The sequence below is a fragment of the Pseudomonas putida genome, assembly GCF_002741075.1.
GTDB lineage: Bacteria > Pseudomonadota > Gammaproteobacteria > Pseudomonadales > Pseudomonadaceae > Aquipseudomonas > Aquipseudomonas putida_T.
In genome coordinates this window covers 3152959-3167233 of the sequence record NZ_CP016634.1, presented here as the reverse complement: position 1 = coordinate 3167233, position 14275 = coordinate 3152959, and the positions used below count along the sequence as shown (strand labels likewise).

At 64.8% G+C, this 14275-nt stretch carries 10 protein-coding genes; 8 read left to right on the top strand and 2 right to left on the bottom strand.

The window, feature by feature from the left end; translation table 11 throughout:
* The first annotated feature begins 69 nt into the window (after window positions 1-69).
* Window positions 70-627: an NADPH-dependent FMN reductase gene (locus tag IEC33019_RS14910; protein WP_070092839.1), complete on the top strand. Its 558-nt coding sequence runs from the start codon at window positions 70-72 to the stop codon at window positions 625-627.
* Between the two features lie 46 nt (window positions 628-673).
* Here IEC33019_RS14910 and phnX read toward each other — a convergent pair whose 3' ends face one another.
* Window positions 674-1501: a phosphonoacetaldehyde hydrolase gene (gene phnX, locus IEC33019_RS14905; protein ID WP_043214125.1), complete on the bottom strand. Its 828-nt coding sequence runs from the start codon at window positions 1499-1501 to the stop codon at window positions 674-676.
* A gap of 34 nt (window positions 1502-1535) precedes the next feature.
* Window positions 1536-2642: a 2-aminoethylphosphonate--pyruvate transaminase gene (locus tag IEC33019_RS14900; protein WP_070092838.1), complete on the bottom strand. Its 1107-nt coding sequence runs from the start codon at window positions 2640-2642 to the stop codon at window positions 1536-1538.
* Between the two features lie 113 nt (window positions 2643-2755).
* On the opposite strand from IEC33019_RS14900, the gene IEC33019_RS14895 reads away from it, so the two are divergent.
* The 7 genes from IEC33019_RS14895 (at window position 2756) to IEC33019_RS14865 (ending at window position 14265) form a co-directional block, all read left to right on the top strand.
* Entirely contained in the window at window positions 2756-3619 is an 864-nt protein-coding gene (locus tag IEC33019_RS14895) for a LysR substrate-binding domain-containing protein (protein WP_070092837.1), read from the top strand.
* 167 nt (window positions 3620-3786) lie between these two features.
* Window positions 3787-4818, top strand: coding sequence for an AraC family transcriptional regulator (locus tag IEC33019_RS14890; protein ID WP_070092836.1), 1032 nt, complete (start codon window positions 3787-3789; stop codon window positions 4816-4818).
* A 69-nt stretch (window positions 4819-4887) separates the two neighbouring features.
* A complete protein-coding gene (locus IEC33019_RS14885; protein WP_099593731.1) occupies window positions 4888-9375 on the top strand; it encodes an NEL-type E3 ubiquitin ligase domain-containing protein in 4488 nt (1495 codons plus the stop codon).
* A gap of 121 nt (window positions 9376-9496) precedes the next feature.
* Entirely contained in the window at window positions 9497-11143 is a 1647-nt protein-coding gene (locus IEC33019_RS14880) for an acyl-CoA synthetase (RefSeq protein ID WP_070092834.1), read from the top strand.
* Between the two features lie 12 nt (window positions 11144-11155).
* Window positions 11156-11923, top strand: a complete 768-nt coding sequence (locus IEC33019_RS14875; RefSeq protein ID WP_070092833.1) for an SDR family NAD(P)-dependent oxidoreductase — start codon at window positions 11156-11158, stop codon at window positions 11921-11923.
* A 12-nt stretch (window positions 11924-11935) separates the two neighbouring features.
* Complete coding sequence (locus tag IEC33019_RS14870; RefSeq protein ID WP_070092832.1) at window positions 11936-13129, top strand: acetyl-CoA C-acyltransferase; 1194 nt, start codon at window positions 11936-11938, stop codon at window positions 13127-13129.
* An 8-nt stretch (window positions 13130-13137) separates the two neighbouring features.
* Window positions 13138-14265: an acyl-CoA dehydrogenase gene (locus tag IEC33019_RS14865; protein ID WP_070092831.1), complete on the top strand. Its 1128-nt coding sequence runs from the start codon at window positions 13138-13140 to the stop codon at window positions 14263-14265.
* Window positions 14266-14275 lie beyond the last annotated feature (10 nt).

Genomic DNA, 14275 nt, shown 5'->3' with positions numbered 1-14275 from the left:
AAACTCCGAGAACAGGGAGCGGTCATCTATAACTACAACTTCCCCAACCAATAGAGGTTGCACACCACCATGAGCCAGGTTTATTCGGTAGCGGTCGTTGTCGGCAGCTTGCGTAAGGATTCCTACAACCGCAAGGTAGCCCGGGCCCTGGGGGAACTGGCACCGTCCAGTCTTGCCCTGAAGGTCGTCGAAATCGGCGACCTGCCGCTGTACAACGAAGATGTCGAAGCCGACGCCCCCGAGGCGTGGAAGCGCTTTCGTGACGAAATTCGTCGCAGCGATGCGGTGCTGTTCGTCACCCCCGAATACAACCGCTCGGTGCCTGGCGGTCTGAAGAACGCCATCGACGTAGGCTCGCGGCCCTATGGACAAAGCGCCTGGAGCGGCAAGCCGGCGGCGGTGGTGAGCGTGTCGCCCGGCGCCATTGGCGGTTTCGGGGCCAACCATGCGGTGCGTCAGTCGTTGGTGTTCCTGGACATGCCTTGCATGCAAATGCCGGAGGCCTATCTCGGCGGGGCGGCGAGCCTGTTCGATGACTCGGGCAAGCTCAACGAAAAGACCCGGCCATTCCTGCAGGCCTTCATCGACAAGTTCGCGGCCTGGGTGAAGCTCAACCGCGCGGTCTGACCTGCAATACGCCGGGGCTGCATAGCAGCCCCGGCGATCTGGAGGCTTACGACGCTTGCGGCATCTCGCCCTTGGCCAGGCGACGGTTGATGTCGGCGATCACTTCCGGCAACTCGTTGATGGTGTCGATCAGGTAATGCGGGCGGGAGCTTTCGAACATCGCATGGATGCGCTTGCGCTCGCTTTCGAGCTTCTCGGCGCTCAGGGCGCGATAGCCTTCCCAGGTCAGGCCCAGGGCGTTGCCCGAGCACACCAGGGCGACGGTCCACATGCCGGCGCGGCGGCCTTCGAGAATGCCCGGCACGGTGTCGTCGACCTTGACGCAGGCCGCGACATCATCGATGCCCAGGGCGATCACGTTGGCCAGCGCCTGGGCCGGCCACGGACGACCGTTCGGGGTTTCATCGGTGGCCACCACGTGGTCGGCGACATAGCCGTTCTGCTTGGCAAGCTCCACCACCTTGTCCATCACCACTTTCGGGTAGCCGGAGCAGGAGCCGATCTTCAGGCCGTCCTTGCGCAGGCCCGTCAGGGTGTCCAGGGCGCCGGGGATCAGCGCCGAATGCACGGCGATCTTCTCGATCTGCAGGGGCATGAAGCGTTCGTAGATGGCAGTGACGTCGTCGTCGGTCGGGGTGCGGCCGAACACCTTGCGGTAGCGCTCGGCAATCTCGGGCACATCGCACAGGGTGCGGATGTGGTCCCACTTGCCCATGCCCATCGGGCCGCGGGCTTCTTCGATGGACACCTGGACATCGAATTCGGCGAAGGCTTCGACGAAGATCTGGGTCGGGGCGAAGGAGCCAAAGTCGACCACGGTGCCGGCCCAGTCGAGGATGGCGGCTTGCAGCTGGGTGGGGTTGCTGTAGTTCATGTGCGCGAGTTCCTGAAGAAAAGGGTCGGTCGAATTAGATGTCCAGCACTTCCATTTCCCGCAGCACTTGGGCCACGGCATCGACGGCGGCTTGCATGCCCTCTGCACCCACCACGCCGATGCAGCCGACGCGGAAGGTTTCCACCTGGGTCAGCTTGCCTGGATAGAGGATGAAGCCCTTGGCCTTGACGCGCTCGTAGAAGTCCTTGAACTGGTAGCGTGCATCACGTGGGGCATGGAAGGTGACGATGATAGGCGCCTGGATCTCGGCGGGCAGGAAGCTGCGCAGGCCGAGCTTGGCCATGCCCTCGAGCAGGGTCTTGCAGTTGTCGGAGTAGCGCTGGTGACGGGCCGGCAGGCCGCCTTCCTCGTTGTATTGCACCAGGGCTTCGTGCAGCGCCGCGACCACGTGGGTCGGCGGGGTGAAGCGCCATTGGCCGGTCTTGGCCATGTAGGCGTGCTGATCTTGCAAGTCCATGGCCAGCGAGTGGCAGTTGCCTTCGGCGGCGGCCAGGGCATTTTTCTCGGCGAAGACAAAGCCCATGCCCGGTACACCTTCCAGGCACTTGCCGGAGGCGGCGATCAGGGCTTCGAACGGCACTTGGGCGGCGTCGATCGGCAGGGCACCGAAGGAACTCATGGCGTCGATGATCAGGCGCTTGCCATGGCGTTTGACTACCTGGGCGATCTCGGGCAACGGGTTGAGGATGCCGGTGCTGGTTTCGCAGTGGATCAGCGCCACATGGGTGACGGCTGGGTCGGCGGCCAGCAGGCGATCGACATCGGCGGCGGTGGTGGGTTGGTCTTCGGCGGTTTCGAAGGTGCTGTAGGCACGGCCCAGGACCTTGCAGATCTTGGCCAGGCGCTGGCCGTAGGCACCGTTGATCAGGACCAGCACCTTGCCATTGCGTGGTACCAGAGTGCCGATGGCGGCTTCCACGGCGAAGGTGCCGCTGCCTTGCAGGGGGACGCAGTGGTGGGTGGCGGTGCCGTTGACGATGGCCAGCAGTTGTTCGCACAGACTGGCGGTCAGTTGGTTGAAGTCGCGGTCCCAGGAACCCCAGTCCACCAGCATGGCTTGGCGGGTGCGGGACGAGGTGGTCAGTGGGCCAGGGGTCAGCAGGATCGGGGCATTGCTCATTCCGTTATTCCTCACAAGCGGTGGGCTGAAACGTACGGGGCCTAAATTGCAATTTGCCGAGTTATCAATCAAATTGTTTGTCGTTATGCCAGCCATAAGTAAGGCCGATAGCTATGAATCTGTTCCAATTGCGCGCCTTCGACGCGGTGGCCCGCGAAGGCAGCTTCACCCGCGCTGCGGCGCGCCTGTTCATCAGCCAGCCGGCGGTGACCGGGCACGTCAAGGCATTGGAGGAGCACTACCAGATCACGTTGTTGCGCCGGACCGCGCGGCGCGTGGAGTTGACCGAGGAGGGCACGCGCCTGGCGGCCATCACCCGGGCGATGTTCAGCCTGGCCGAAGAAGCCCAGGCGATGCTTGAGGCCAACCGGCAATTGCTCACCGGGCGCCTGGAGGTCGCGGCCGACGGCCCGCACCGGGTGATGCCGATGCTCGGCATGCTGCGGGCGCGTTACCCGGGCATCACCGTCAACCTGCGCCTGGGCAACGCCCAGGAAACCCTGGCGGCGCTGCTGTCGGAGCACGCCGACGTGGCGGTGCTGACCGAGGTCGAACCGCGCAAGGGCCTGTACCTGCAGAGCCTGGGGGATTCGCGGCTGTGCGTGCTGCTGCCGGTCAGTCATCCTTGGGCTGCGGGCGAGGGTGAACTGCCCCTGGCAGAGCTGGACCGTCAGATCATGGTGCTGCGCGAGCCCAGCTCCATGACCCGGCGCACCTTCGACCATGCCTGCAGCGATGCCCAGGTGCAGCCGCGGGTGCTGCTTGAGCTGGACAGCCGTGAGGCGGTCACCGAGGCGGTGGCGGCCGAGTTGGGTTTTGGGATCGTCTCGTCGATGGAGGTGGCCCATGATCCACGGGTGGTGGCCAGGCCGTTGGCCGGGCAGGGGCTGGTCAATCGGCACATGATCGGTTGCCTGGAGCGGCGCCGGGAACTGCGCTTGATCCAGGCGTTCCTGGGGTTGGCGGCGAGCCTGTGACGGCTGACCCAGATGATCAGCCCAAGCCTGCTCGTTGGCGTCGCTGACGCATTCGCGGGTTTACCCATGAAGTAGTCGCCCCGGAGCAAGACAGTTCCCCGGTGCTGGCGTTTTTCCACCACGGGCCTAAGATGGCCGGCTGAAACAATACAGGCGCTGAAAGGCCGATGAGCGACAAAGACACCATATCCATGCAGCTGGTGCGCGAGGCGTTGTTGCAGACGTGCCCGGCAGGGAAGGCCGATGCGCCGTTGCTGGCCAGGGCCGGTATCGATGCCAGCGAACTCGACCTGCCGCAGGCACGGGTGAGCGCCGAGGCCTATGCGCGGCTTTGGCGCCTGCTGGCGCGCCGCTGCAACGACGAGTTCTTCGCCATGGACCCTCGCGGCCTGCGCAGCGGCAGCCTGGCGTTCCTGTGCCGGGCCAGTATGGCCCAGCCCACCCTCGGTGCAGGCTTGGAGACCGCCCTGGCGTTTTTGTCGTTGATGCTTGAGGACCTTCAGCCGAGCTTGGTACGCCAGCAGAGCCTGGCCGAGATTGTCATCAACGAACCGCGGGAAACACCTCGCCGCGCTTTTACCTACTTCACCTTCTGGATGATCGTCCATGGCGTGGCCTGCTGGCTGGCCGGGCGACGCATTCCGATCCTGGCCATCGACCTGCGTTGCGCCGAGCCGCCGTTTTGCGATGACTACCGCGTGATGTTCTCGGAAAACCTGCAGTTCGGCCGACCCCGCACGCGCATGATCATCGCCGCCGACTGTCTGGATGTGCCGCTCAAACGTACGCCCGAAGAGCTGCAGCGGTTTCTGGCCGAGGCGCCAGGCAACATCCTGGTCAAGTACCGTGACCCGGCCAGCTTGGCACGGCGCATTCGCCATGACCTGCTCGCCCTGGACCCTGCGTCCTGGCCGGATGCCGAAACGCTGGCACGCCGGCTGTGCCTGTCTGCTTCGACGCTGCGCCGTCGTCTGGCCGAGGAAGGGCAAACCTATCAGGGCCTCAAGGACAGCGTGCGGCGCCAATTGGCGATCCAATGGCTGGCCGACTGTGAGGTGGGGCTGGGCACCATCGCCGAGCGCCTGGGGTTCGCCGACAGCAGTTCGTTCTACAAGGCGTTTCGCAAATGGTTTGGGTGCAATCCGGGGCATTACCGCGAGCTGATCGGAACGTCCGGCCCGGCCGTGGCCTTGCCCTAGGCGGATTTCCGTCTGACGAGCGCGGCGGCCCGTCGCCAATGTGGCGCCTTTCAACACGAAGGGCTAACCATGACACAGCGCGACAAACCGTCCTTGGACGCGGCAAAACAAGCAAAGCTGGACACCGCCACCGATGACTTCATCATCAAGCGGCTGCCGGTATGGCTGAAGCAGGGCTCATCTGAACAGATCGGCACGCTACGGACGCATTACAAGGCACTGAAAGCAAGCCAGGCCAAGGTGAGCAAGGCGACGCAGACGCTGGTCGGGCTCGAGGCGTATGCGAAGGAAAAGCTGCGCCCTTTGCTGCCCGTCACGCCGGCTCCCGACACGCTGCAATGGCGCGAGATCCTGCCCAGCCTGCAGGTTCCGTTGAGCACTGGTTGGCTGGATTACAAGCCCGATGAACGTCGCCATCACGGCTTGCTGAGGTTGATGCAGAACTTCACCGAGGGTGCGCGGTTTTTCGACGGTAGTGGTCTGGTGGCCGATGGCAAAGACACCGTGCTCACCCCCGACCTGCCCGCACTGGTCCGGCAATGCCGCACACTGGACGCCGGTGCAGGCTACCAGGCGTTGCTTAAAAAGGTATTCGACCCGGCCACCTGCGCGGCCCTGGCTGCAGAAAAGCGCGCGGGCCTGAAGCTGGCGGCCGCTGTCGCCGTCCTGCAAGGCGAGCTGGACAGCACCACTCAAGCGGCCTTGGAGCAGATGGTGGACGCCGGTAGCGAGCAGGGCGAGAAGACGCTCGCTTACCCCGGCTTGCTGACGGTGCTCGGGCAGCCGCTGGTGGATGGGATGCTGGTGCAGTTGCGCAACAGCCAGGGCGAGGATGTGGGGGAGGTGCTCTACCTGGGCGGTGACCTGGAGAAGGGCCTGCGTCATTTTCCATCCCGTACGGCCTTGAATCAGGCGCTGGCCAAGGCGCTCAAGCAGCCTGACGATCAACGAACGTTCAGCCAACGGGTCGAGCTCGGCCAGCGACCCGAATGGCTTGCACTGCTCAAACTGCGCCTGGCCGATGCCGAGCCCGATCTGCAGATCGAAGGCGAGCCAGTGACAGGCGATGTGTTCGATGGCCTTGTGCAGCGCCAGGTCGAGCGTTTGAAAGCCGATGCCCGCTTGCTGCTGGTGCCGACCGCCGATGTGGACCATCAGGCCAGCAAGGCCAGGCTGCAGGACTGGAAGGATGCGGGGCTTGGCCTGGTCAACCTGGCCGGGTTGTTCGTGCCCGCTGTCGGTGCTGCACTGCTGGGGCAGTTCGTCGTGCAGACATTGGCCCACGTGTTCGAAGGGGCGGTGGATTGGCAGCGCGGCCACCAGCACGAGGCGCTCGAGCACATGCTGGGTGTTGCGCAGAACCTGGCGGTGGCCGGTGTGGTGGCAGCCGGTGCCCAGGCGGTGGCCAGCGGCTTCGAACGCAGCGCCTTCGTCGATGCGTTGGAGCCGGTGACTGTCGATGGCGACAAGGCGCGTCTCTGGAACAACGACCTGAGTGTCTATGAATGCACGCCGGACGATCCCCTGCCAGCGCCGGACGGCCTGTGTGGCACGGGCGAGCGGCGCTGGCTACGCAGCGGGCAACGCTTCTACGAGGTGCATCGGCCGGTGTCGGATGGCCCCTGGCGGCTGCGTCATCCTGAACGCCAGGACGCGTTTGGCCCGATCATCGAGACCAATGGCGAGCGATGCTGGCGTCTACGTCAGGACAACCCGCTGGAGTGGAGCGACAGCGCGCGCATGCTCGACACCTTGTGGCCGATGCCCGAGCGCCTGGACGCCGAGCACGCCGAGCAGATTTTGCGCATCGCCGGGATGGACCAGACCGAACTGCGGGCGCTGCTGGTGGACAATCGTCCCCTGCCGGTGCAACTGCGCAGCACCTTGCGGCGCTTCGAGGCCCATGGACGAGTCGAGGCGTTCTTCGACCACCTGGAGGCTGGCACCGAGGGTGAGGCGAAGATTCAGGCGTGGTGCGACGCTCGGCCTGAACTGCAGGCGCCGAGCCCAGCGGCCCGACGTGAAAAGCTGCTGGATGACCAGGCGCAGCTTCGCGAGCAACTGCTCGAGCACCTGAGCCAGGAGACCCTGGCCGACGATGCATTGCGCACTTTGCTGCTGCGGGACTTTCCCGGATTGCCGCAGGCCTATGCCCAGGAAGCGATCAGCGCTGTGTCTGCGGTGCAGCGTAGCCTGGCGCTGGCCGAGGCCCGTGTGCCGCTCGCACTGGCACGCAAGGCGCGTGTGCTGAGCCAGCAAGCTCGACTGGCACGAGCCCTGGAAGGGGTCTACCTGACCCATACCGACAGTGATCTGTGCGGTGAGCTGGTGTTGGCTGTGCTTTCGCGCATGCCTAACTGGCCGCAGGGCGTGAACCTGGAACTGCGTGAGGGGTCGGACACCGGCCGCCGCCTGGCAGTGATCGCGCCTACTGCCAGGCGTGATGAGGCTCGGACGTTGCTGGTGCGCAAGAATGGCCGGTTCCGTCTCTACGACTACCACGGGCGCGAGCTGGAAACGGACGTGGCCGAGCCATGCGGGATCTTCGAGGCGATCGCCGCCGTGCTGACGCCCGAGCAGGTCACTCGGTTGGGCCTGGCAACCGAGGATACGCCGCAGGCCCTGCGCCTGCTGGTGCAGCAGCGCCTGCCGACCACGCGCAAAGCGCTGCTGCAACTGCTCAGTTGGTCGGAGCTTTCAGCGTCGTTCAAACCTCCCCAGCGTCTGGCAGATGGCCGGCTCGGGTATCCGCTCAGTGGCCGCGGTGCGGTAGGCCAGCGCGCGCAGGACACCCTGCGCGTACGTATTCGCAACCTGTATCCGCAGTTCGATGACGAGCGTGTAGAAACGTTTCTTGAACAGTTGCTCAGTGCACCGGGTTCGCCGTTCGAGGTGTTGCTGGTGCAGGAAAACCAATATGCCCAGCTCGACGAGGCGCTCAACCGATGGGTGTCGGCCGAAGCGAGTGCGTCCAGGCGCACGCTGCGTCAGTATCTGGGGCGGCGGTTGCGTCAATGCTGGCGTTTGCAAGGGGAGGCGGTGACCGGGGAAGACGGGCAGGCCCAAGGCATGCGCCTGGACTTGAGCGGTTTCGCGTTGCAGGCATTGCCTGAGATACCCCCGGAGGTCGAGTTCTCGCATGTGACGGAGCTGACGCTGTCGGGCATGGACCTTGGGCAGGTGTCCACTCCATTCCTGCGCTGCTTCGGTTCCGTACGACGATTGAACCTGGCGGACAACCGTCTGCGCCGTCTGCCCGATGGCTTGGGCTATCTGACGGACCTGCGCAGCCTGCAATTGGCGCGCAATGCCATCCGGCTCGATCCCGCCGGCATCGCTATCCTCACGGCGTTGCCAGAGCTGCATGAACTGGACCTGAGTTTCAACCCGCTGGGTGCGCCACAGATGCGCTGGAACCATCTATCCGAGCTGGATCTGCTACGCCTGCGCCGGTGCAGCCTGGCGGCCTGGCCGTCGGGGCTTGAGTTGTGCGAGCGGCTCACCTACGTGGACTTGCGTGACAACCAGATTGCCAGCGTTCCGACCGAAACCCTGCAGATGCCTCTTGCGCACCGGACGGCCTTCATCGTCGACGGCAATCCGCTGCCGGCCTGGGAGCTGGCGCGCCTGGTCGCCCTGGACATCAACCATTTGCCCCACGATCCCCTGGATACCGGGGTGTCGGTGGCGACCACTACCCGTGATCGCTGGCTGCAAGATGGCGAGCCCGACCTGCGCGCGACCCGTCAGGCGCAATGGGACAGCCTTGGCACCGACCCCGACAGCAGCGGCTTGCTCGAACTGCTGGGCGAACTGCGACGTACAACGGACTACCAAAGCGCACCCGCGAACCTGGCCGAGCAGGTCTGGGATCTCATCGGCTTTCTGGCGGACAACCAGGCCTTGCGCGACCGTCTATATGGTTGGGCCAATCAGCCGCGCAGTTGCAGTGACAGCGTTGCCCGTCAGTTCAGTGACCTGCTGGTCCTCCGGCAGGTGGTCGAGGTGGAAAATCGCACCGCTAGTGAGGATGCGGGCGAGGAGCTGCTGAAGCTGGGCCGTCAGCTGTTCCGGCTGGACCAAGTGGAACGAGTCGCCTCCCAGGACATCGCCCAGCGAGTGGCGGCCGGCCGGACCGTCGATGCCATCGAGATCAGCCTGTTCTATCGGGTGCGCCTGGCCCAGGCGCTGGAATTGCCTTTCCAGCCGCGTTCGATGCGCTTCTTGAACCTGGCCAGCGTCAGCGAAGCGCAGTTGCTGGAGGCCTTACGCGCTGTCCAGGCCGCGGAAACCAACGAGGCACTGGTCGAGAGCCTGGGCGGGCGGCGCTTCTGGCGTGACTACGTGCAAGCCCGTCATCCGGCGGTTTTTGCCAGCCTGAAGGCGACCTTCGAGGCGCAGGGCACTGAACTCGACGAAGCGCGTGCGGGGCTGTCCAGCCAGGAATACACCGACCGATGGGGGCGTTTGCAGAGCGCACGGGAGGCGGCGGTGCAGGAGAGGATCGAGCAGTTGACCCTTGAAATCCTCGAGTCGCAGGCCCTCGATCAGGCCTGAGGACGCAACGGCCAAACCGGTCATCCAGATTGACAGCTTTGGCCATTGCCGGGCTGGGTGACCGGCGCGAACATCGTCAGACAAAGGGTCCACTCCAACAACAATAACCAGGAGTCTGACGATGCGTGACTACGCCGAAGCCGCCCGTTCGTTCGATTACATCCAGGCCACGCAGGACGCACTGCGGGGCAACCTGCAGGCCATGAATGCCTGTGTCGAATGCTGCGACCGCCATGTAGGCAACAACCGACCTGCGTTGATCTGGGAGGATCGCGACGGCAATGGTGCGGTCTACAGCTTCGATCAGCTCCAGGCACTGGCCAAGCGCTTTGCCAATGTCCTGAAGGCTCAAGGCGTCGGTGCTGGTGACCGGGTCGCCGGCCTGATGCCACGCACCCCTGAGCTGTTGGTGACCATTCTTGCCACCTGGCGCCTGGGCGCGGTCTACCAGCCGCTGTTCACCGCCTTTGGCCCCAAGGCGATCGAGCATCGCCTGGAGCAGTCCCACGCCCGAGTGGTGGTCACCGAGCGCAACAACCGACCCAAGCTCAACGATGTTGCCGATTGCCCGACGATCATCACGGTAGGCGCGGTGGCCGGTGAGCTGGATTTCCATACCGAATTGAATGCCGCCGCCAGTGAATGCGAGCCTGTACTGCGTAGCGGCAACGATCCCTTCCTGCTGATGTTCACCTCCGGTACTACCGGGCCGGCCAAGCCGCTGGAAGTGCCGCTGCGAGCCATCATCGCCTTCCAAGGCTACATGCGCGATGCCATCGACCTGCGCCCGGAAGACAACTTCTGGAACCTGGCCGACCCGGGCTGGGCCTATGGCCTGTACTACGCCGTCACCGGCCCGCTGGCCCTGGGCCACGCCACCACGTTCTACGACGGCCCGTTCAGTGTCGAGAGCTGTGCGCGGATGATCGACAAGCACAGCATCAGCAACCTGGCCGGATCGCCCACGGCCTACCGCTTGTTGATCGCCGCAGGCCGTGAATTCTCGTCGCCGATCAAGGGCCGCCTGCGGGTGGTCAGCAGTGCCGGCGAGCCGCTCAACCCGGAGGTGATCCGCTGGTTTGCCGATGAACTGAACGTGACCATCCACGACCATTACGGCCAGACCGAGCTGGGCATGGTGCTGTGTAATCACCATGCACTGGAACACCCGGTCCACCTGGGCTCGGCCGGCTTCGCCATCCCCGGCCATCGCATCGTGGTGCTGGATGAGCAGGGCAACGAGCTGCCCGCCGGACAGCCGGGCATCCTCGCCGTCGACCGTGAGCAGTCACCGCTATGCTGGTTTGGTGGCTACCACGGGTTGCCGACCAAGGCCTTCATCGGCAAGTACTACCTCAGCGGTGACACGGTCGAGCTCAATGCCGACGGCAGCATCAGTTTTGTCGGACGCAGCGACGATGTGATAACCACCTCCGGCTACCGGGTCGGGCCGTTCGACGTAGAAAGCGCGCTGATCGAACACCCGGCAGTGATCGAAGCGGCGGTGATCGGCAAACCCGACCCGGAGCGTACCGAACTGATCAAGGCATTCGTGGTGCTAACCAAAGGGTTCGAAGGCAGCGCCGAACTGGAAGAAACCCTGCGCCAGCATGTGCGGCAGCGTCTGTATGCCCATGCCTACCCCAGGGAAATCGAATTCGTCAGCGAGCTGCCCAAGACCCCGAGCGGCAAGCTGCAACGCTTCATCCTGCGTAATCAGGAAATCGCCCTACAACAAGCCGCGCAGGCTTCTCATGCCAGCGCCTGAAGGAAGCACATCATGCAGATAGCCAACAAGCATTTCATCGTCAGTGGCGCAGCTTCCGGGCTCGGTGCCGCCACCGCGCAGATGCTGGTCGACGCCGGCGCCAAGGTCATGCTGGTCGACCTCAACGCTGACGCGGTCGCGGCCAAGGCCCGTGAACTGGGCGAACAGGCGCGCTTCGCGGTCGCCGACATCAGCGACGAGCAGGCGGCCCAGGCAGCGGTCGATGCTGCGGTCAGCGCCTTCGGCAGCCTGCAGGGGCTGGTCAACTGCGCCGGTATCGTCGGCGCAGAGAAAGTCCTGGGCAAACAAGGTCCACATGGCCTGGCCAGCTTCACCAAGGTGATCAACGTCAACGTGATCGGCAGCTTCAACCTGCTGCGCCTGGCGGCGGCAGCCATGGCCGAAGGGGCGGCGGACGACGGTGGTGAGCGCGGGGTGATCATCAACACCGCCTCGATCGCCGCCTACGACGGCCAGATCGGCCAGGCCGCCTATGCCGCCTCCAAGGGCGCCATCGCCAGCCTGACCTTGCCGGTGGCCCGTGAGTTGGCGCGCTTCGGCATCCGCGTGATGACCATCGCCCCCGGCATTTTCGAGACGCCCATGATGGCCAGCATGACCCAGGAAGTTCGTGATTCCCTGGCCGCTGGCGTGCCGTTCCCGCCGCGCCTGGGACGCCCGCAGGAGTATGCAGCGCTGGCCCGTCATATCATCGAGAACAGCATGCTCAACGGCGAGGTGATCCGCCTCGACGGTGCCCTGCGCATGGCTGCCAAGTAAGGAGATCCGTACATGACTCTCGCCAACGACCCGATCGTCATCGTCAGCGCCGTGCGCACGCCCATGGGCGGCCTGCAGGGCGACCTCAAGAGCCTGACCGCGCCACAGTTGGGCGCGGCCGCCATCCGGGCCGCGGTCGAGCGCGCCGGCATCCAGGGCGACAGCGTCGAGCAGGTACTGTTCGGTTGCGTCCTGTCGGCAGGTCTCGGCCAGGCGCCGGCACGCCAGGCCGCGCTCGGCGCGGGACTCAACAAGCACACCACCTGCACCACGCTGAACAAGATGTGCGGCTCGGGCATGCAGGCGGCGATCATGGCCCATGATCTGCTGCTGGCCGGCAGCGCCGATGTGGTGGTGGCCGGCGGCATGGAAAGCATGACCAATGCCCCATACCTGCTGGACAAAGCCCGCGGCGGTTACCGCATGGGCCATGGCAAGATCATCGACCACATGTTCATGGACGGTCTGGAAGACGCCTACGACAAGGGGCGCCTGATGGGCACCTTCGCTGAGGATTGCGCTCAGGCCAATGGGTTCAGCCGCGAGGCTCAGGACCAGTTCGCCATTACCTCGCTGACCCGCGCCCAGGACGCGATCAAGAATGGCCGCTTTGCTGCCGAGATCGTTCCGGTCGAGATCACCGAGGGCAAGCAGACGCGCACTATCAGTGACGACGAGCAGCCCCCCAAGGCGCGCCTGGACAAGATCCCGCAACTGCGTCCGGCCTTCCGCGACGGCGGCACCGTGACGGCGGCTAACTCCAGCTCCATCTCCGACGGCGCCGCCGCGCTGGTGTTGATGCGCAGATCCGAGGCCCAAAAGCGAGGGCTCAAGCCCTTGGCGGTGATCCATGGCCACGCGGCCTTTGCCGATACTCCGGCACTGTTCCCCACCGCGCCCATCGGCGCCATCGACAAACTGATCAAACGCACCGGCTGGAACCTGGCCGAGGTGGACCTGTTCGAGATCAACGAGGCCTTTGCCGTGGTCACCCTGGCGGCCATGAAGCACCTGGACCTGCCGCACGAGAAGGTCAACATCCATGGCGGCGCCTGCGCCCTGGGCCATCCGATCGGTGCCTCCGGTGCGCGCATTCTGGTGACCCTGCTGTCGGCCTTGCGCCAGAACAACCTGCGCCGCGGCGTGGCAGCCATCTGCATCGGTGGTGGCGAGGCCACGGCCATGGCCGTCGAGTGTCTGTACTGAGGTGAACCATGCTGGTAACTGACGAGCAACAACAGATCGCCGACGCTGTTCGCGCTTTCGCACAGGAGCGTCTGAAGCCGTTCGCCGAACAGTGGGACAAGGAGCACCGCTTTCCCCGCGAGGCCATCGCCGAAATGGCTGATCTGGGCCTGTTCGGCATGTTGGTGCCGGAGCAGTGGGGCGGCAGCGATACCGGTTATGTGGCCTACGCCATGGCCCTGGAGGAGATCGCCGCAGGCGATGGCGCCTGCTCGACCATCATGAGCGTGCACAACTCGGTGGGCTGCGTGCCGATCCTGCGCTTTGGCAACGAGCAACAGAAGGCGCAGTTCCTCACCCCGCTGGCCAACGGCCAGATGCTTGGCGCCTTTGCCCTGACCGAACCTCAGGCCGGCTCCGACGCCAGCAGCCTGAAGACCCGGGCGCGTCGCGATGGCGATCACTACGTGCTCAGCGGCAGCAAGCAGTTCATCACCTCCGGGCAGAACGCCGGTGTGGTGATCGTCTTTGCCGTGACCGACCCCGAGGCCGGCAAGCGTGGCATCAGCGCCTTCATCGTGCCCACCGATTCACCGGGCTACCAGGTGGCGCGGGTCGAGGACAAGCTGGGCCAGCATGCATCCGATACCTGCCAGATCGTGTTCGACGAGGTGCGTGTGCCGGTGGCCAATCGCCTGGGCGAAGAGGGTGAGGGCTACAAGATCGCCTTGGCCAACCTTGAAGGTGGACGGATCGGCATCGCCTCGCAATCGGTGGGCATGGCCCGCGCGGCGTTCGAGGTAGCTCGCGACTACGCCAACGAGCGCCAGAGCTTCGGCAAGCCACTGATCGAACACCAGGCCGTGGCGTTCCGCCTGGCCGACATGGCCACGCGCATCGCGGTGGCCCGGCAGATGGTGCTGCATGCCGCGGCGCTGCGTGACGCAGGCCGTCCGGCGTTGGTGGAAGCGTCCATGGCGAAGCTTTTTGCCTCGGAAATGGCAGAAAAGGTCTGTTCGGATGCCTTGCAGACGCTCGGCGGATATGGCTATCTGAGCGACTTCCCGCTGGAGCGGATCTACCGTGACGTTCGGGTCTGCCAGATCTACGAAGGCACCAGCGACATTCAGCGCATGGTCATTGCGCGCAATCTTTGAAGGAGCAGTC